At 51.1% G+C, this 18505-nt stretch carries 14 protein-coding genes; 7 read left to right on the top strand and 7 right to left on the bottom strand.

All coding sequences use genetic code 11. The annotated features are described in order from the left end of the window. The first annotated feature begins 145 nt into the window (after nucleotides 1-145). Entirely contained in the window at nucleotides 146-991 is an 846-nt protein-coding gene (locus C8E01_RS14120; protein WP_116544090.1) for a cyanophycinase, read from the top strand. Here C8E01_RS14120 and C8E01_RS14115 read toward each other — a convergent pair. After that, on the bottom strand, nucleotides 988-1896 hold the full coding sequence (locus C8E01_RS14115) for an NAD(P)/FAD-dependent oxidoreductase (protein WP_116544089.1): 909 nt from the start codon (nucleotides 1894-1896) through the stop codon (nucleotides 988-990). The two genes, C8E01_RS14120 and C8E01_RS14115, sit on opposite strands and share 4 nt — an antisense overlap. A 233-nt stretch (nucleotides 1897-2129) precedes the next feature. On the opposite strand from C8E01_RS14115, the gene C8E01_RS14110 reads away from it, so the two are divergent. Together C8E01_RS14110 and C8E01_RS14105 are read left to right on the top strand one after the other, a co-directional pair. Further along, entirely contained in the window at nucleotides 2130-3368 is a 1239-nt protein-coding gene (locus C8E01_RS14110) for an OmpP1/FadL family transporter (protein ID WP_116544088.1), read from the top strand. A gap of 18 nt (nucleotides 3369-3386) precedes the next feature. Next, the gene (locus C8E01_RS14105; protein WP_116544087.1) at nucleotides 3387-4826 is read left to right on the top strand and encodes an SGNH/GDSL hydrolase family protein; all 1440 of its coding nucleotides are present in this window, start codon (nucleotides 3387-3389) and stop codon (nucleotides 4824-4826) included. Nucleotides 4827-4918: 92 nt separating this feature from the next. On the opposite strand, the gene polA is transcribed toward C8E01_RS14105, so the two are convergent. Next, on the bottom strand, nucleotides 4919-7768 hold the full coding sequence (polA, locus tag C8E01_RS14100) for a DNA polymerase I (protein WP_116544137.1): 2850 nt from the start codon (nucleotides 7766-7768) through the stop codon (nucleotides 4919-4921). Nucleotides 7769-8001: 233 nt separating this feature from the next. Here polA and C8E01_RS14095 point away from each other — a divergent pair, with 233 nt between their 5' ends. The 3 genes from C8E01_RS14095 (at nucleotide 8002) to C8E01_RS14085 (ending at nucleotide 10953) form a co-directional block, all read left to right on the top strand. After that, the gene (locus tag C8E01_RS14095) at nucleotides 8002-8628 is read left to right on the top strand and encodes a hypothetical protein (protein WP_243409583.1); all 627 of its coding nucleotides are present in this window, start codon (nucleotides 8002-8004) and stop codon (nucleotides 8626-8628) included. 205 nt (nucleotides 8629-8833) lie between these two features. After that, a complete protein-coding gene (locus C8E01_RS14090; RefSeq protein WP_116544085.1) occupies nucleotides 8834-9367 on the top strand; it encodes a hypothetical protein in 534 nt (177 codons plus the stop codon). 206 nt (nucleotides 9368-9573) lie between these two features. Continuing rightward, on the top strand, nucleotides 9574-10953 hold the full coding sequence (locus tag C8E01_RS14085) for a sigma-54-dependent transcriptional regulator (RefSeq protein ID WP_116544136.1): 1380 nt from the start codon (nucleotides 9574-9576) through the stop codon (nucleotides 10951-10953). Here the strand turns inward: C8E01_RS14085 and C8E01_RS14080 are convergent. From C8E01_RS14080 to C8E01_RS14065, 4 genes are all read right to left on the bottom strand, one after another. Beyond that, nucleotides 10950-13664, bottom strand: coding sequence for an ATP-binding protein (locus tag C8E01_RS14080; protein ID WP_116544084.1), 2715 nt, complete (start codon nucleotides 13662-13664; stop codon nucleotides 10950-10952). The genes C8E01_RS14085 and C8E01_RS14080 overlap by 4 nt on opposite strands. Nucleotides 13665-13829: 165 nt before the next feature. Then, the gene (locus C8E01_RS14075; protein ID WP_165820644.1) at nucleotides 13830-14612 is read right to left on the bottom strand and encodes a TPM domain-containing protein; all 783 of its coding nucleotides are present in this window, start codon (nucleotides 14610-14612) and stop codon (nucleotides 13830-13832) included. 6 nt (nucleotides 14613-14618) lie between these two features. Further along, nucleotides 14619-15056 carry a TPM domain-containing protein gene (locus tag C8E01_RS14070; protein WP_116544083.1) on the bottom strand — a complete coding sequence of 146 codons (438 nt, stop codon included), beginning with the start codon at nucleotides 15054-15056 and terminating at the stop codon, nucleotides 14619-14621. An 89-nt stretch (nucleotides 15057-15145) separates the two neighbouring features. Further along, entirely contained in the window at nucleotides 15146-15724 is a 579-nt protein-coding gene (locus C8E01_RS14065; protein ID WP_076668096.1) for a LemA family protein, read from the bottom strand. Nucleotides 15725-16566: 842 nt separating this feature from the next. On the opposite strand from C8E01_RS14065, the gene C8E01_RS14060 reads away from it, so the two are divergent. Further along, the gene (locus tag C8E01_RS14060; RefSeq protein ID WP_116544082.1) at nucleotides 16567-17568 is read left to right on the top strand and encodes a sugar phosphate nucleotidyltransferase; all 1002 of its coding nucleotides are present in this window, start codon (nucleotides 16567-16569) and stop codon (nucleotides 17566-17568) included. Between the two features lie 77 nt (nucleotides 17569-17645). Here the strand turns inward: C8E01_RS14060 and C8E01_RS14055 are convergent, their stop codons facing one another. Further along, on the bottom strand, nucleotides 17646-18302 hold the full coding sequence (locus C8E01_RS14055) for a 2OG-Fe(II) oxygenase (RefSeq protein ID WP_116544134.1): 657 nt from the start codon (nucleotides 18300-18302) through the stop codon (nucleotides 17646-17648). Nucleotides 18303-18505: the final 203 nt, after the last annotated feature.

Genomic DNA, 18505 nt, shown 5'->3' with positions numbered 1-18505 from the left:
TCCAATAGCGTACAGGTGTTTGTTCGAAAATGAACATAGAAAAAGCGGATTACCGTGCTGTTTTAAATCTTTTCGGACGCTTAATTGTAAAGTATACAGCCGTTTGCTTTTTGTGAGCGGACTGTTTTAATAATCTGGAATACCCATGTATAAAGGAACCTTAATAGCGCTCGGAGGAGGGTATGATGATGACTTGATTAAGCTGATCAGGTCTGAGATATGCCCCGTGCATTCTAACATAGAAGTGATCGCAACGGCAGCTACCGTGCCGCAGGAATCTGGTTTGGCATATAAAGAGGCTTTTGAGGAACTGGGCTGTAACAAAGTGCAGTTCATGCTGATAGACGAAAATCATGCGGCAGACCAGCCGGAGTACATCAGTCGCATTCAGCAGGCTGATGTGATTTTCTTTACGGGAGGCGATCAGGTTCGCCTGACTGAGTTCCTGAACGGCACGCAACTCCTGGAGATCATGCGCCGCCGCTACCACCAGGAGCCCATTATCATAGCGGGTACCAGCGCAGGAGCCGCCATCATGTCAGATCGCATGATCTACGATGGATACGGCCACTACTCGCTTATTAAGGGGGAGATGAAAACCACCATTGGTTTCGGATTCATCAGCCACCTCTACATCGATACGCACTTTGTGGAGCGCGGCCGCTTCGGGCGACTAGCCCATGCCGTGGCGCACGACCCGGCGTATATTGGTGTTGGCCTGAGCGAAGAGACCGGTATCATCATCAAAGAGGGGAATAAAATAGAAGTGTTCGGGACAGGAGTTGTAACGATCATCGACGCCAGCAAGATCCGATTTACTAACACAAGGCAAGTATCCGAAAATCAGCCTATCGCCGTGGAGCACCTGATCATGCACATGTTGGTGGAGGGTTACCGTTACTGCCTGAAAGAGCACCTGTTCCAACCAGTGGAGCAGCATCTGCCCAGCCCTGCACAGGAGGCCAGCGATACTGCTGCCAGCATGGTCTAAGGATTCACTCTGTCTTCCTGCTGCAATTCCATGTTAATGGCTACTCCGGCCTTGGCGCCCTCGGCTGCCGCCACAATCACGAGCTGCATGTCACGGGCCGCATCACCAGCTACATAGAGGCCTGGTATGTTGGCCTGCTGCAGGCGCCGTGTCTTGATAACACCCTTGCCGGTAAATTCACAGCCCAGTTGCTCGCCTATATCTGACTGCTGCTTCGTTTCGCCTGAAAAGAAAAGTGCCCCTTGCTTTTTTGATTCGCCATTTTGCAGCACAATGTGTTGCAGCATGCCGTCCTCGCCTTCCAGCCGGGCAATGGCTCCGGTGCAAACCTTCACGCCGTTTAGTTTCAGCAGCTCCATGTCTTTGTTGTTGAGCTTCCGGGTGCCGTCTGTATAGAGTGTCACGTCATCGCTCCAGTTTTTCATGGCCAGCGCCTGGCCTATACCGCTGCGGTCTTTGCCATACACAGCGATGGCTTTGTCACGGCTCTCCCAGCCATCGCAGTAAGGGCAGTGGTGCACGCTTTTGCCATAGAGTGGCTCTATACCTTCTACTTCGGGCAAAGTGTCTTTCAGGCCTGTCGCCAAAAGCAGTTTGCGGGAGTGGTATACATTTCCATGCTGGTCGTCTACTATATACTGCCCCTTGCTGTAAGTGGCAGTTTCCACGGCGCCTTCAATAACCTGTACCTGATACTTTTGTAGCTCTTCACGACCTTTTTTAATGAAGTCCCCGGGGTTAACTCCGTCGCTTGATAAGAAACCATTCATGCTGGTAGACCAGCGGTTACGGGGCTTGCCACTGTCGAATAAAAGCACCTTGCGGCGCGAACGTCCCAGTATCATGGCAGCGTTCAGACCGGCGGGGCCTCCGCCTATTATAATCACATCGTACTGTTCTTTCATTTGGATTTATGTTGAGACTCTATAAACGCAGAATCCCTTTATGAGATGGCTCTGGTGCCAAAAAAACTGGCCTTTAGAGGCTCGGGAGGAAATCCGAAAGAAGAGGTTGGTAGTTTTTCGACCAAAAATTGATTTTATTTGAAAAAAGGTAGTGGAAGTGCTTTAAGAAGTATGATTGTTTTATATATTTGTTTTACCTTATTAACACCTTCTATTTAAACAAGTCGCATTTTATGAAAAGCAAAATCTTAGCCTTATTAGGTAGCGCCCTGATTTCAGGTACAGCCATGGCCGGAGGATACCAGGTGAACCTGGCGGGCCAGCGCCAAATTGGTATGGGCCATACAGGCACGGGCCTTTTGACAGGTACGTCCAGCATCTTCTTTAACCCTGGTGCCATGAGCCAAATGGGCTATAGTGGCGTGACGATAGGCGGTAGCGCGCTTGTCTCCAGAATTGCCTACTCTGCCCCTGAGTCGGGAGGTGTTACGGCCCGAACTGACAACCCACTGGGCACTCCGTTTCAGGTGTACGGTGTTTACAATATAAACGAGAAATTTTCTGCCGGCCTTGGTGTGTATACCCCGTTCGGTAGTACCGTAAACTGGGGCGATGAATGGAGCGGCCGTTATGGGCTGAACCAGTTAAAACTGCAGGCAATTTATGTGCAGCCTACTGTGAGCTATGCTATTACCGACAAACTAGGTATAGGTGTAGGCCTCTCTTATGTAATGGGCAGCGTAAATCTGCAGCGTTCAGTGCCTGTTCAAAGCCAGGACGGCACAGAGGGCGGTATTGAGCTGGATGGCGGCGCGGAGTCAGCATTTGGCTTTAACGCAGGTATCTTCTTCCAGCCAACTGAGAAGTTCTCTATCGGCGTGAATTACCGCTCCAAAGTAGACCTGAGCGTAGAAGGCGGCGACGTTATGTTCAGCAACATCCCGGCAGCTGCTCGTGGTAACTTTCCTGACGGCACGACTTTCAACGCAGAGCTGCCAATGCCTTCCACCCTTTCAGTAGGTATAGGCTTTAAGCCAAACGAACGCCTGACACTGGCTGCTGATGTGAGCCACGTAGGCTGGAGCGCTTACGAGAAACTGCGCTTCGACTTTAGCCAGAATGTGGCTGGCAGTCCTTTCTCAGAGGCCGGCCGTAACTACGAAAATGCTTTTATTTATCGTTTAGGCGGTGAGTACATGGTGAACGATGCCCTGGCCCTTCGTGCTGGTGCTTACCTTGACAAAACTCCGGTACAAGACGGCTACCTGACACCTGAAACGCCAGATTCAGACTCGCGCGGTCTCTCTGCAGGTATAGGCTATTCTGTTTCTGAGAACATCAGCATCGACGCATCCTTCCTTTACATCAACAAAAAAGAGAGAACAGATGCGGCTGACCTTTCTGGCGGTGTACCAGGTACATTTAAATCTGTCGCCTATATCCCAGGTATCGGTCTAAACTTCAAATTCTAATTTTCTTTAGCAAAGCATATGAAAAAGTTTTTCTATAAATCGAGTGCGCTCGCACTTTTCGCGGGTGTGCTCCTTACAAGCTGCGATCCAGACATAGATACTCCTGCATCAAGTGCGGGCGAGGCTGATTTCACAAAATACATAGCTATTGGTAACTCCCTTACAGCAGGGCAGGGTGACGGTGGCCTGTACCGCGAGGGACAAATCAACTCTTATCCAGCTATTATGGCGGAGCAATTTAGAACTGTGGGTGGTGGCGACTTTACGCAACCGCTTTTCACAGAGGAGCAGCGCAATGGTACCGGATATATACGTCTGGCAGGCTTTACTGCACAAGGATCTCCCATTACAGCGAACGTTACTGAAAATCTGGCCATACGAAGTGCAAGTCCACGTTTGTATACCAAGTATCTGGAGCCGATCAATAACCTGGCAGTGCCGGATATAAAAGTGGCGGATATAAAAACAGCAGGCTACGGGTCTACTCAGGGCAATCCACTCTTTGAGCGTATCACACCAGACAACAACGCCTCACAGACCTATTTGCAGCGTGTTCAGGAGAGTACAGATCACACGTTCTTCAGTGTGTGGCTAGGCAATAACGATGTGTTGGCGTATGCAACTTCAGGTGGTGCTTTCTCTGGAGGCATGCTCAACTCTCCTGCGAGATCTATCACGCCTACAGCAACATTTGATGCAAATTATTCAGAATTGCTGACGGCTTTGACAGCTGGCGGTCAGGAGGGGGTAATTGCAACCATACCTGATGTAACAGCCATTCCGTTCTTCACAACAGTAGGACCATCTGTTCAGCAGTTGATGGCAGCTAATAACATACCTGGTGTGGTAGCCCTTACAGGTTCTGGCAGCTCACGCATACAAATTGCACCTGCTCAGATCAATGCTGCGCAAAACGGAGTGTACTTCCTGTTAACCTCTGCTGCTTACGCACCATTGGTAGGCCAGCGTACAGGCAAATACTGGAGAGATTTGGCCAGGCAGGTCAGCTCGAGCCAAGACCCGGTTGTAGTTAGACTTACCCTTGCTGGTTTGTTAGCCAATTTCCAGGTTGACACGACGGCCATGTTTGGTCTTTCTATTGGCAATCCAATTCCAAGCGCTTTGGTACTGGATGCAACAGAACAGCAAAATGTAAGAACGGCAACAGAAACATTCAACAACATTATCAAAGCACAGGCTGATGCCAGAGGGCTTGCCTTATTTGATGCGAATGCTTACTTCGATTCAGTCAAAACCGGCTTTGGTAAGAACGGTGTTGCTTATTCTCCTGCCTTCATTACAGGTAATTTGTTTTCACTGGATGGCGTACACCCTACCCCACGTGGCTATGCTTTCGTAGCGAACGAAATGATTAGAGCCATCAACAGCAAGTATAATGCAAATGTGCCGGCAATTGATGAAACGCAGTACCGCACAGTACTTTTCCCTGTTCAGTAACTGGTCGACTTTATAAAAAGAAAGGCGCCTCCTTTGCGGAAGGCGCCTTTTTTTTGGTATAGAATATAAGTGGCAGGTATAGCCAGCTATACCTAGTGCGCTTCCAGCCAATTTTTGCCCACACCTAAACCCACTTCCATTGGCACGCTGAGCGGCAGGGCGTTGGTCATCAGCTCTACGATCTTTGGCGTCACGATGTCCACTTCTTCTTTTGGAGCGTCGAAGAGGAGTTCGTCATGCACCTGCAGGATCATGCGGGTCTTCAGGTTTTCGTGACGCAGATAGTCATGTATGTTGATCATCGCAATCTTGATGATGTCGGCGGCGGTGCCCTGGATCGGGGCGTTTACGGCGTTACGCTCCGCAAAGCCGCGCACGGTGGCGTTGCGTGAGTTAATGTCGCGTAGGTAGCGGCGGCGGCCCAACAGGGTCTCTACATACTCTTGTTCGCGGGCTTTCTCGATGGCACTGTCCATGTACTCCTTCACAGCCGGAAACTCCTCGAAGTAAGCTTCAATGATATCAACTGCTTCGCGGCGCGGTATACCTAGCCTTTCAGACAAACCAAAAGCCGAAATACCGTAAATGATGCCGAAGTTGATCGTCTTGGCTTTGCGGCGCATCTCGCTGTCTACCTGGTCGAGCGGCACATGGAATACCTTACTGGCCGTAGAAGCGTGAATGTCGAGTCCGTTTCGGAAAGCCTCTTTCATGGTCGGGTCGCCGCTGAAGTCGGCCATGATGCGCAGTTCAATCTGGGAGTAGTCCGCCGAAATGATCAGGTGCTTGTTATCGCGGGGCACAAAGGCCTTGCGGATCTCACGGCCCCGCTCCGTTCGGATCGGAATGTTCTGCAGGTTCGGGTTAGTCGAGCTCAGGCGCCCTGTAGCAGTCACCGCCTGGTTAAACGAGGTATGCACCCGGTTGTCGAGCGCACAAACCAGCTGCGGCAGTGCATCCACGTAGGTCGATTTGAGCTTGGAGAGCTCCCGGTGGTCCAGGATCAGGCGCACAATCTCGTGCTCACCTGAGAGCTTGGACAAGATTTCCTCCCCAGTGGCATACTGACCGGTTTTGGTCTTTTTGATCTTGGCTTTGCCGTGCAGTCCCATTTTATCGAAAAGCACCTCGCCAAGCTGCTTCGGCGAACCGATGTTGAACTCTGTGTCAGCCAGTTCAAAAATGCGGGTTTCTATACCTTTGATCTCCTGCTCGAGCAATAGTGAAATGTCAGCCAGCGCGTTGGCGTCTATCGATATACCTTCTTTCTCTATACCTGCCAGCACCTGCACCAGCGGATTTTCCACTTCGTTGAAGAGCTTCATCAAACCCTGCTCCTGCAGCAGCGGCTCAAAGTAGTGCTTCAGGCGCAGCGTCACGTCAGCATCTTCGCAGGCATAGTCTTTCACCTCTTCCGGCTTCAGTTCGGCCATCGTGATCTGGTTCTTGCCTTTCGGGCCGATCAGGTCGGTGATGGGGATAGGGCTGTAGTTGAGGTAGGTCTCGGCCAGCACGTCCATGTTGTGGCGCATTTCGGGCTCCAGCAGGTAGTGGGCCAGCATGGTGTCGAACAAAGGGCCGCTCACCTCAATGCCGTAGTTTTTCAGCACCAGGATATCGTACTTGATGTTCTGGCCAATCTTGGCGATGTTGGGGTTCTCGAGCACATCTTTGAATTCGGCGGTAATGTGCATGGCTTCTTCCTCATTATCGGGTGGCACAGGCACATAGTAGGCCTCGCCCGGCAGGTAGCTGAACGACATGCCCACCAGTTTGGCCGTGATCGGGTCGATGCTGCTCGTCTCGGTATCGAAGGAGATCTCCTGTTGCTTTTGCAGGTAGCGAATCAGACTTTGGCGCAGCGCAGGCGTATTGATCAGGTGATAGTCCTGCACGGTATTGTTGAAACGCTGAAAAGGTACATGCTCTGTAGCTATACCTGCTTCTTCGCCGGCAACGGCAGTAGCGGTGGCGGCAACTGTATCAAAAAGTGAGGTCTGTTGCTGGTTTGCAGACTTACCGCGCCTTGTAGCGGTTCTGGCAGGTGATGCCTCCGCCATCGAAATGCCCAGTACGCGTTGCATCAGCTGCCGGAACTCCAGCTCGGCGAACAGTTCCGCCAGTTGCTCCTCGTTGGGGCCGTCGTAGTGCAGGGCCTCGGCGCTGAACGGCACTGGCACGTCGCAGTGTATGGTGGCCAGCTCTTTGGACATAATGCCCTGGTCGGCAAAATTCACGATGTTCTCTTTCTGCTTGCCTTTGAGTTGGTCAGCATTCGCGATCAGGTTTTCGACAGAGCCGAAGCGCTGAATCAGCGCCTTGGCGGTTTTCTCGCCGATGCCCGGTATACCTGGTATGTTGTCCACGGCGTCGCCCTGCAGGCCGAGTATATCGATCACCTGCTCCACCCGTTCAATTTCAAATTTCTCCAATACCCGCGCTATGTCCCATACCTCCACGGCGTTGCCCAGGAAAGCAGGCTTGTACAGAAAGACGTGCTCAGTCACCAGCTGGCAGTAGTCCTTGTCGGGCGTCATCATGTACACATCAAAGTCATCCTTCTCGGCGCGGCAGGCCAAAGTGCCGATGATGTCGTCGGCCTCGTAGCCATCCATGATGAGTACCGGTATGTTAAAGGCCTCTACTATCTTCTTACAGTAAGGTATAGCCAGCGAAATGTCCTCGGGCATAGCCTGTCGGTTAGCCTTGTAGGCAGCGAAATTGTCGTGGCGAAATGTTTTAGCCGCCGAATCGAAAGCAACGCCGATGTGCGTAGGACGCTCTTTCTGAAGCACCTCCACCAGCGTGTTGGTAAAGCCAAGCACAGCGCCGGTGTTCATGCCTTTGGAGTTGATGCGTGGGTTTTTGCTAAAGGCAAAATGCGCCCGGTAGATCAGGGCCATGGCATCAAGCAGGAATAATTTCTTTCGTGGTTCGCTCATATTATAAAGGTATAGGCTGTCGGCTTGCTTTGCAAATATCTGAAAGTGCGCAAAGGTAAGTTTGTACCATTGGGGCTTTATACGCCACATCACGATACCCTGTCGGTAAAAATATTTCGTTGTGGAAATAAAATATAGTGATTTTATAATAAATGGAATAGTCTTTGTATCTTCCTACTATAAGGCTGAAAACAAACAAAAATAAAAATTAGAAGAGCAAAATGATGCACCTCATGAGATGGAAAAGAGCAGTACTAAGCGTATGTTTCGTCCTAACCGCTACGCTAGGCTACGGTCAGGATCTAATCGTTAAGAAGAGCGGTGATGAATTAATCGGGAAGATCGTGAAGGTGGGGGAAGATACCATCCATTACCGCATGCTGAGCGAAGAAACAGGTCCTATGCGATTCGTGCTCCGAAGCGATGTGGCCTCTATGCAGTTTGCAACCCAACCCTCACAGCGCCAGCTCAGCCAACTGCCGCATAGCAACGACGAGTATGCCTCCACCTCCGCTATACCTGAAGGAGCAACATCCTCGCGCGCCTATACCATGGAAGAACTCATGTACCAGGGGCGATACGATGCCTTGCTGTATTACAAGGGGCAAGGACCGCTTTGGGGTACGGCCGGGACTACCTTCCTGCTGCCCCCGGTAGGCTTGGTGACCGGTATCATAACGGCAGCAGTTCCGCCTAATGTCGATAACCTGTTTCACCCTAATTATCAGTTGATGAAAGAACCGGTTTACCGTGAGGCGTTTAAGAAGCAGGCCCACAAGCGCAAAATTGGCAAGGCAGCCGCCGGTTTCGGAATAGGCTTCGGCTCTCTGATTGCATTGGCTCTGATGTTGGGCGCATAAGCACAGCTTATACCTGATTACCCAGTTTGTACTCCCCAAACTGTGGAATTATTGCTACACTTAGCAACGAATTCCACAGTTTGGGGATTTTTGGTTTAAAATACAATGCATTGTGCATCAATCATTTAGTTTTAATATATAGTTCTGGCACAGTTTTGACTAGTAGGCTTTATGAAAAATTAAATTTGAGCGACAGAATAAAACTATGAAAAAAATAACCTACCTGGCAGCCGCCATCGCATTCTTTGGCTTTGCCTCGCTTGATGCCAGCGCACAGTCTGACAACAAGAACAAAAAGAAGTCGAAGAAAAAGGAGAAAGTAGAGCAAACCACTGAAGTGGAAACTGCAGCACAGGCTGAAACTGAGAATCAGGTAAACTACGAAGAGCAGGCGCAGACTGAGACACAGGTAACAACTGAAACACAAACCCAGACTGCAGCGCAGGAAGAGAATGTGAAGCGTGAAGCGATCACGAAGGAAGAGCTTCCGGAGCCTGTAAAGCAGGCACTATCAGCTGAGGCATTTAATAGCTGGCAAATTGTGGAGGTGTTCCGCGTAACTTCTAATGCAAATGCCGCTGGCGCCAATGCACAAGGTATGGAAAACCGTGCTGAGCAGGCCAGCCAAAACGCGCAGAATGCCAAAACAATGTATGAGATCTTCTTCACCAACGAGCAGCAGCAGAGCGCTAAAGTTCGCATTGATGAACAAGGCAACATTATCCAAGACCAAAAATAAGCCACATAGATTAGATATTAGCGACCCTAATATCAAGGAACGAGCCTCCGCCTAGCGGGGGCTTTTCTGTTTTCTGCCAAACCTGCTACATTTATACCCAACCTTAAGCGCCGCTTTTCGGTAAACAGTCGGAATGCCCAGCCGAGTACGTTATTTGAGGGCTAAATTTCCCCCCTGCCCTGCGGTTGTGTATATTGCTTATGATTATGCCCAAGATACTCTTAATCGACGACGATCCTACCTTTTGCCTGATGCTGAGCACGTTCCTGAAACGTCAGCAGTATGAGGTAAAAACTGCCTATACCGCCGGCGAAGGACTCAGCCAGCTTAAAGCGGACTCTTTCGACCTGATCCTAACCGACTTCAGGCTACCTGACAAAAACGGACTGGAACTACTTGAGCAAATTCGCGTGCTGGATACCAAAGTGCCTGTTATCCTGATGACGCACTATGCCGACATCCGCACGGCCGTGAGAGCCATCAAAATGGGTGCCTTTGAGTACCTGGCCAAGCCAATCAATCCGGACGAGACGTTGCTGACCATTAGAAAGGCACTTACCTATGGGCACGAGGGCCATGTCGCGACGAAGCCGGCTATACCTGTGCAAGGCGGCTTTACTTTTGTGAAGGGAGCCAGCCCCCAGTCGACACAGCTAGAGGAATACATCGCCCTGATAGCGCCCACCAACATGTCGGTGATCATAGAAGGCGAGAGCGGCACTGGCAAGGAGTATGTGGCCCGCAAAATACACCAGCGCAGCAAGCGTCACGATAAGCCGTTTGTAGCCATTGACTGCGGCGCTTTATCCAAAGAGTTGGCCGGGAGCGAGCTGTTCGGGCACGTGAAGGGTTCGTTTACGGGTGCTATGGGCGACAAGGAGGGGCAGTTTGAGGCAGCCAATGGCGGCACGCTGTTCCTGGACGAGATCGGCAATCTTTCCTATGAAATACAAGTCAAACTGCTGCGGGCCATACAGGAGCGCAAAGTGCGCAAGATCGGCAGCAACACCGACCTCGATGTGGATGTGCGCATCATCGTGGCTACCAACGAAGACCTGGTGCAGGCCGTGAGCAAGGGTGAGTTTCGTGAAGACCTGTACCACCGCCTCAACGAGTTCAAGATCAACATTTCTCCGCTCCGCGACCGTACAGCTGACATCATGCAGTTTGCCGATCACTTTTTGCAAGTAGCCAATCACGAATTGGAGCGCAACGTGACAGGTTTTGATACTGCTGTGATGATGGCTTTGGAAAGGTATAGCTGGCCGGGAAATTTGCGTGAGTTAAAGAACGTAGTGAAACGAGCGGTTCTGCTGGCCAAAGGCACCGAGATCACGCTCGACGACCTGCCTCCCGAGATCGCCTACCACATACCTGAGCCGACTAGCATCGTGGCGCAACCGGATGCCACGCAGGTAGCACTACCTGTAACGGATTTGCGCGCCGCGACCGAGCGCAGTGAAAAAGAGCTGATCATCGAAATGCTGGAGCGGGTGAAGTACAACAAGTCCAAAGCGGCCCGGCTACTCAACATCGACCGTAAGACGCTATACAACAAAATGCGACAATATAACATCGAAGCCTAAGCGACAGCCTCTTTACGTTTGCTGAGTTCGGCTTCGAGCGCTGCGAGCACAAGTTTAGCTTCGTGCTGCAATTGCTCGGCTGTGGCGGGCAGGTTATCAGTTGAAAGGTCTGGTTGGTGCAGCACCTGCTCGAGCATATCAAGGGCGGGCAGTACGGTGTGGGCCTGCAGATGGCGGAAAGCGGTTTTCATCTTATGCGCCAGTTCGCCCGCCTGATTCCAGTCCAGAGCTGCCGCTGCAGCTGTCAACTGTGCCAGCGAGCGGCGATTGTCCTTTACCAGCACCTCCACAACATCCCAGAGCGCCTCCTGATCATCTCCTACAAAAGCGCGTAGCTCTTCCAGGGTATACGTTGCAGGTATAGCGTCTTCTGCTTTTTGTGTTTTGGCTTCAGTTCCCGGGATGGTTATATCTGGGGTCTCAGTCATACCCTGAGCTTCTGCTATACCTTGAGGCTCGGTTATATCGGAAGGTCCCTCAGCTATACTTTTCATTGCTACTTTATCAAGTGCAGGAATAGCATCAGGTATAGCTTGAGCCGACAGCGCTTTGCTGAGTTTTAGGTATAGGTCTTGTTCCGTAAAAGGCTTGAGCAGGTGATCTGATATACCTGTTTTGGCAAAGAAACGCTTGTTGCTGCTCATGATGTTAGCCGTGAGCGCTATGATCGGTATAGTCGCATTCTCTTTTCGGATCGCCCTGGCAACGGCTTTTCCGCTCATGCCCGGCAGCTGGATGTCGGTGAGTACGATGTCGAAATCTTTCTCTTTGATTAGCTGCAGCGCCTCCTGTCCGTCGTTGGCCAGCGTAACGTGCATACCTTTGCGACCCAGTATCAGCTGGCACAAGGTACGGCTATAGGCATCATCGTCGATCACCAGCACGGCTTTGCCAGCCATTACATCAGTGGCAGAAAGTTGTGGCTGAGGTATAGCTTCGACTTCCGGTGCCGCTACCCGCAGCATAGGTAGTACAATGCTGAAAGTGGTGCCTTCGTTTGGAACGCTGCGCAAGGTAAGCGAGCCTTCCTGCATCTCTACCAGTTTCTTACTGATCGATAGCCCCAGTCCGGTGCCGCCATACTTCCGGATGATAGAGTCGTCGGCCTGGTTAAACTCTCCGAACACATGGGCAGTTTGCTCCATCGGTATACCTATGCCTGTGTCACTTACCTCAATCAGCACCACCACGCGGCCACGACGCTGCGACTTGAGTTTGCAGCGCACCTGCACTTCGCCGTCGTGCGTGAATTTGATGGCATTGTCTACTAAGTTGAAAAGCACCTGACGAAGCCGCAGGGAGTCACCTGAAAGGTAACCCTTCAGCTGTTCATCCATTGTGCAACTGAAGCCAATGCCCTTTGAGCTGGCCTTGAGTCGGAAAGTGCGTTCCACCTCTGTCAGGAGCTGCCGCATCTCGAAAGGAGCCATATGCAGGTGCAGTTTGCCAGCCTCGAGCTTGGAGAGGTCCAGTACGTCATTTACAATATGCAGGAGGTGTTGCCCCGCCCCATGTATGGCCTGCAAATGCTCCTGCTGCTGATCCTGTAGTTGGGTATGGCCGAGCTGCTCTGAAAAGCCCAGCACCACGTTGAGCGGCGTGCGTATCTCATGACTGATATTGGCCACAAAAGCCTCCTTGGCGCGTGCCAGCTGAATAGCCTCTTTGCGGGAACGCTTCAGTTCGGCTTTGTACATGCTGCTGCGGGTAAGGTCGCGCAGGATGATCAAAATAAAGGCGATGCCACTAGCCAGACCGAATACACCAACCAGCAAAAGCACCAGCGACGTCTCTTTGGCGACTTCCTGCGCCTGCGCTGCATTGAGGCGGGCCTGCTGTATTTCATAGCGCTCCAGGTCGTAGACCATGCGGCGTACCTGGTCCATGATCTGTTTGTCTTGTTGCAGTAGCACCAGTTCTTTGGCTACCATGGCCTCCTGCTGCTTTTGCAATTCGCGCTCCACGTCTTTGAGCACAATGCGCACCTTGGCAATCGAGGCCATGTTAGTAGGGGCTGCTTTGCTGGTATCGGCGCTGTATTCTTGCTTTACATTGAGTTGCGGCACCACAACAGGCTGCGGCGGCTCATGCTGCTTTGATTCAGTGCGCCTGCCAAAGAGCTTGTTTAATAGGCCCTTCTTTTGCTCGCTTGGTGGCGGAGGCGCAGCTGCAGAATCTGTATTATAAGCCAGCCTGTCCGAAATGGTGGTTTTTGTGCGCTGGTTAATGGTAGTAGTGGTAGGTTGTTTGGAAGCCGCCGAGGCGATCTGCTTCAGGGCTTTTTCGGTGTAGGCATTGTTGCCGCGCTGCTCCTTCTTCTTGTTTACGTGCTCCTCCAGGCTTTTTCTCTGTGCGAGCAAGAGCGTAGACACCGAGTCAATCTGCGCCAGTTCAGCAGGGTTGTCCTGCATAAGCGAGCAGAGCGAGTCGAGCTGGCTGTTGATGTTCCCAAGATTGTCGAGGTACTCCCGAAAGTGCTTGTCCTCGGTGGTGAGGGTATAGGCGCGTATGGCGCTCTCCGCCGTAGCAATATCAGCGAGGGTGTGCTGCAGTTTGGCCAGCTTGGCATTGGGTTCCGCCAGCACGTTAACGGAGCTGAGCAGTTGTGTGAAGCTGTTGTAGGTGAGGTATATGGCAAAAACCACCACCGAAAGCGCCAGCGTGAAGCCGATGACTACCTTCGATTTAATGTTTTCGTTGTTTATCTTCATACGCGCAGATGCCCCTCCATTTGCAAAGGTACGGATTTTTGGGGAGCTATACTTTCTGTAACGGCAAGAAAGCCAGAATCATATGTCAAGGTGATCCTGCTTGCATAACTTCGAAACGGACAGCATAAAGGAAAACTCCAGATGAGAGCCTGCAGGTGTAACAGGTTACCAGCTGCTGCTGGCCCCGCCACCACCAAAGGAACCGCCGCCAAATCCGCCGAAGCCGCCACCTCCGCCACCAAAGCCACCGCCTCCTCCGAACATACCACCTCCGGTACGGAAGGTGCCAAAGGAGCCCGGACCTAAAATTGGCCCTCCGAGTGTGCGTACGCCACGGCCTCTTCGGCCACCGCCACCTTTAAAGCGCGACATGATGTATACCAGCACAATGACAATCAGGATGATAGTCATCAGCGAAGGGCCTTCGCCCTCTCCCTGGCTTGCTTGCGGGTCGGCCTGGTACTCGCCACTCGCCAAGCTGATGATCAGGTTAGTCGCTTCGTTCAGGCCTTTATAGAACTCCCCTTGCTGGAAGTTGGGTTTGAGCGTGCGTTCGGTAATGCGTTTGGCAATGGCATCGGGTATGATGTGCTCCATGCCGTAGCCCGTTTGGATGGCTACTTTTCGTTCGTCAAGCGCGACTAGTATCACAAGACCGTTGTCGTTCTTGCTGCCTCCTACGCCCCACTGCTCCCCTAACTCGGCAGCGTATTGGTTGGCGTCGTAGTCACCTATGGATTTGATGGTCACAATGGCGATCTGGGTAGAGGTGGTGTCGTTGTAGTTCACCAGTTTCTGTTCCAGTGACTGTATTTCTCCCTGGCTCAGTATGCCGGCGAGGTCGTTTACCAGACGCGGAGGGTTAGGCCTGGGCGGAAAATCACCGCCTTGCGCAAAAGCCAGGGTGCTACACAAAGCAAGGTATAGGAACAGAATCAATCGTTTCATGGTGTGTTATTTTCCAAACGAAATATCGTCGCTCAGTTCGTTAAGGTCGCCTTTGTCGCTGTACGGGAAGTGCGATTTGAGTTGTTCGCCCGCCATGATCACGCCTTTGGCCAGACCTGCAGCATACTCTTGTTTTTTGAAGTGAGAGATTACCTCCGCTGTGATATCTTCCCAAAAGTGGTCGGGCACGATGGCGTTTATGCCAGCATCACCCAGCACGGCAAACTGATGATCTTTAATGGCTACATAAAACAAAACGCCGTTACGCTGCTTGGTCAGGTGCATGTGCAGCTGGGCAAATACCTCGGTGGCACGGTCGAGCACTTCGCCTTCGCAATTGTTTTCGATATGCACGCGTATTTCGCCAGAAGTGTTGCGCTCAGCCTCCTGTATGGCCTCCATGATGACCTTTTCGTCCGCGTCGGTTATTGTATCTTTAGGCATGTTGTTGATGGCTAAATGGTTGCATGGTTAAATTGTTAAATCATCAGCGAGCCAACCATTTAACAATTTAACCATGTGGCAATTAAAGTCTAAAACTGCACTGTTGGTGCACGCTCAGCACCTGGGTCGGCCTGGAAGTGGCCTTTGCGCTCGAAGCCAAAAATGCCGGCCATAAGGTTGTTGGGGAAGGATCGCACTGTTGTGTTATAATCCTGGACAGCCTCATTGAACTTTCGCCTTTCCACCGAAATGCGGTTCTCTGTACCCTCCAACTGTGCCTGCAGTTCCAGGAAGTTCTGGTTTGCCTTTAGCTCCGGATAACGCTCCACGGAAACAAGCAAGCGGCTTAGAGCTCCTCCCAATTCGTTTTGGGCTGCCTGGAAGCGCTGCAGGTTCTCCGGTGTCAGGTCATCGGCGTTCAACTGCACGCTAGTCGCCTTTGCGCGGGCGTTTATCACACTTTCAAGGGTTTCACGCTCAAAGTTGGCGGCGCCTTTCACGGTGTTCACCAGGTTTGGTATGAGGTCGGCACGGCGCTGGTAGGCGTTCTGCACGTTAGCCCATGCTGTTTCCACGGTTTCGTCTTTTTGTACCATCGTGTTGTAACCACAAGACGACAGCGAGTTGATCATAAGGAAGCCGATCAGGTAGAAGAAGATTTTTTTCATGTTTATTGGAGGGTATGGTTTGTATACGATATAAGTACAAAGCTAAGCGATATGATTACGGAAAACATAGGATGACGTTGTAAAATTGGTTTTGTGGGTGTAGCGACTGTTGTTGCAGGTATTGCAAACAGAGTTACTTTTAATTCTGTGACCTTTGGATGGTGCGAGCCTCCTCGCTCGTGACTATTATAGTTGGGGCCTCCGGCCAAGGTATAGCTTGTTTTGCTTCGTAGCAATTGTTATTGCAGGTATAGCAAACTGTACTGTTCTATAGATTCGCCTGTGCGGCGAGCACTCACTTTTTTCCTTGATGAAAAAATCAAGGGCCCCTACCCCCAGTAAGCAAAAAAATCAAGACGATTTTAAATCGAGGGCCCCTACCCCCACTCGCTGACCGCTCTTGACAGGGGGACCCCTTCACCCCCAACACAAAATCGTCAATGATGCACTGGGCGTAGCTTTTTGCTTCGTAGTGTGTGCAAGTTAGCCTTGTTATACCTGCTAGTGGCGTGTGACAATAACTACTAAAATTATTTTGTGAAGGAGTAGCGGTATAAAATCTCCTCTCGAGAGGAGTAGGAGTGTGTTATAGCTGATGCTTAACCTCTCTCAACCAAGATACTTTCAGGATGACAGTCAGGAAAGAAGTAACTCAAAGTCCCCCTTCGAAGGGGGGAGGGGGATGACAACCATGCACGGGAATCCTGAAAATCATTAAATCCTGTGGATCCTGATTCAGATAAGCCATACCTCCATACCCCACCTAAACTTATCAGCCCTTCTTCCCTTTAATCCACTAAATCCTGATGAAAAATTACTATATTGCTGAAAAAGTGTAGTCTATGAAAGTCGTTATTCCTGTTGCTGGTGTTGGTTCTAAACTCCGTCCGCACACGCATACCCAGCCCAAATCGTTGGTGCCGGTAGCTGACAATACGATTCTTGGCCATATTGTGGAGCGGCTTATAAGGGCAGGTATACAGGACTATGTATTCATCATCGGCTACCTCGGCGACAAGGTCGAGAACTATGTGCGACAGAAATATCCTCAGATAAATGCGGAGTTCGTGGTGCAGGAGCCCCGCGAGGGATTGGGCCACGCCCTTTGGATCGCCCGCGAAACCTACCGGCACGAAGACAGTGTGCTCATCATGCTCGGTGACAACATTGTGGAGGCTGACCTGCCCGCTATCATCGCATCGCCTAAATCAGTGCTGGGTGTGAAAAAGGTGGCAAAGCCCTCACTCTTTGGCGTTACTGAAGTGGGAAACGACGAGTACATTGTGAAACTGGTGGAGAAGCCGAAAATTCCGAAGTCCAACTTTGCATTGGTAGGGCTTTACAAGATCATGCAGCCCGAAAAACTGGTGCGATCGCTAGAGCATATTATCACCGAGAATGTACGCACGCACAACGAGTACCACCTCACTGATGCGCTTATGCACATGATCCGGCAGGGCGAGAAGATGGTGACCTGGAACGTGGACAACTGGTTTGACTGCGGTCGCAAAGAAACCCTGCTCGAAGCCAATGCCAAGCTTCTGAGCCGCCCCCGTTTTCGGGAAATGGACTACTCAAGCCAATACCCGGGCAATATCATCATTCCGCCGGTAAGCATCGGGGCAAACTGCACCATTACACACTCCATCATCGGGCCGAATGTAGCCATTGGCGAGAACGCCATTGTTTCGCGCACTTCGCTGAGCAATTCGATTATCGGGGCTTACTCTGAGCTACAGAATGCGGTGATGCATGACTCCATTATCGGGAGCGATGCCAGCTTTAAGGGGTTGAGCCACAGCCTCAATATTGGCGACAGCACCGAAATAAACTTTGCGCAGTAGTTGAATTGAAGAGAAAGTATGTGACAAAGGATAACACCCATTCATCTCATCCTTTGTCACATCCGTTCTTGTTTCTTCTACAAGAATGTTAGTTCATTCAGCTGATCCAGCATCCAGCCGGTCAGGCTGTAGCGATGGCGGTTGGCGGCCAGCACCTCGTGCGGAATAATATCGGCCCGGAAGCAGGCTAAGCGGCCGGCAATGGGGAGCACATCCACTTCTTCTTCAGAGCCATCTTCGTTGGGCAGGTATAGGCGCAGGTTGCCGCCGTTCTCAGGCTTCCAATCTTCATTCAGGTAGCAGATAAACGAAAGGCGACGGTGGTCGTCGGTCCTGAACTGGTCGAGATGGCGCTGGTATACTGTACCTGGCGGGTATACCGTGAAGTGAAACTCAAAGTCTCTAAGACCCAGAAAGCAGGTGCGGTTGATGTAACGCATCACCTCATGCATGCGGTCCAGAAACACCTGGGTGGGAGGCAAGGCTTCTCTGGGCTCAATCCAGCGGATATAATCGCCTCGGACTTGTTTGTTTACTGTAACACTTTCTGCAGGGCCAATGCCGGCTTTTTTAAAGGTGCCCTGTTCCTGGTGGTGTTGTAGTACCTCCAACAAGTTGCGCACTTCGGTTGGCTGCAGAAAATTATCAATTATCGCATAGCCCTTGTCAGATAAGCGATCAGCAATCTGCTCGAAATGCTGCAATTCCCTCCCTTCGATCTCGTCTTCTATCATATATAAAGTAATAGTGCTTTCTAAAAAAAAGCCAACAAATGTAATGCGCAGATGCATTGCTTGTATACGCTAACCGAAAAGATATTTTTTAATCTGAACCTGCTGATTAGAATGCGGCAACGGCGTTCCATTTTTGGGGTTTCGAGAGGTGTTTTTGCCTTGTATGAAGTAAAATGCTTATCTTAGGTGCCAGTTAGACCTAT

Source organism: Pontibacter virosus (genome assembly GCF_003096355.1).
In the GTDB taxonomy this organism is placed as follows: Bacteria; Bacteroidota; Bacteroidia; order Cytophagales; family Hymenobacteraceae; genus Pontibacter; species Pontibacter virosus.
The sequence above is the reverse complement of the archived record's forward strand: the minus strand, read 5'-3'. Positions and strand labels throughout refer to the sequence as shown.

What these genes read in the sequence shown, in the direction of transcription:
- C8E01_RS14120 (WP_116544090.1), top strand. Translation starts at nt 146, where the DNA reads ATGTATAAAGGAACCTTAATAGCGCTCGGAGGAGGGTATGATGATGAC.
- C8E01_RS14115 (WP_116544089.1), bottom strand. Translation starts at nt 1,896, where the DNA reads ATGAAAGAACAGTACGATGTGATTATAATAGGCGGAGGCCCCGCCGGT.
- C8E01_RS14110 (WP_116544088.1), top strand. Translation starts at nt 2,130, where the DNA reads ATGAAAAGCAAAATCTTAGCCTTATTAGGTAGCGCCCTGATTTCAGGT.
- C8E01_RS14105 (WP_116544087.1), top strand. Translation starts at nt 3,387, where the DNA reads ATGAAAAAGTTTTTCTATAAATCGAGTGCGCTCGCACTTTTCGCGGGT.
- polA (WP_116544137.1), bottom strand. Translation starts at nt 7,768, where the DNA reads ATGAGCGAACCACGAAAGAAATTATTCCTGCTTGATGCCATGGCCCTG.
- C8E01_RS14095 (WP_243409583.1), top strand. Translation starts at nt 8,002, where the DNA reads ATGAGATGGAAAAGAGCAGTACTAAGCGTATGTTTCGTCCTAACCGCT.
- C8E01_RS14090 (WP_116544085.1), top strand. Translation starts at nt 8,834, where the DNA reads ATGAAAAAAATAACCTACCTGGCAGCCGCCATCGCATTCTTTGGCTTT.
- C8E01_RS14085 (WP_116544136.1), top strand. Translation starts at nt 9,574, where the DNA reads ATGCCCAAGATACTCTTAATCGACGACGATCCTACCTTTTGCCTGATG.
- C8E01_RS14080 (WP_116544084.1), bottom strand. Translation starts at nt 13,664, where the DNA reads ATGAAGATAAACAACGAAAACATTAAATCGAAGGTAGTCATCGGCTTC.
- C8E01_RS14075 (WP_165820644.1), bottom strand. Translation starts at nt 14,612, where the DNA reads ATGAAACGATTGATTCTGTTCCTATACCTTGCTTTGTGTAGCACCCTG.
- C8E01_RS14070 (WP_116544083.1), bottom strand. Translation starts at nt 15,056, where the DNA reads ATGCCTAAAGATACAATAACCGACGCGGACGAAAAGGTCATCATGGAG.
- C8E01_RS14065 (WP_076668096.1), bottom strand. Translation starts at nt 15,724, where the DNA reads ATGAAAAAAATCTTCTTCTACCTGATCGGCTTCCTTATGATCAACTCG.
- C8E01_RS14060 (WP_116544082.1), top strand. Translation starts at nt 16,567, where the DNA reads ATGAAAGTCGTTATTCCTGTTGCTGGTGTTGGTTCTAAACTCCGTCCG.
- C8E01_RS14055 (WP_116544134.1), bottom strand. Translation starts at nt 18,302, where the DNA reads ATGATAGAAGACGAGATCGAAGGGAGGGAATTGCAGCATTTCGAGCAG.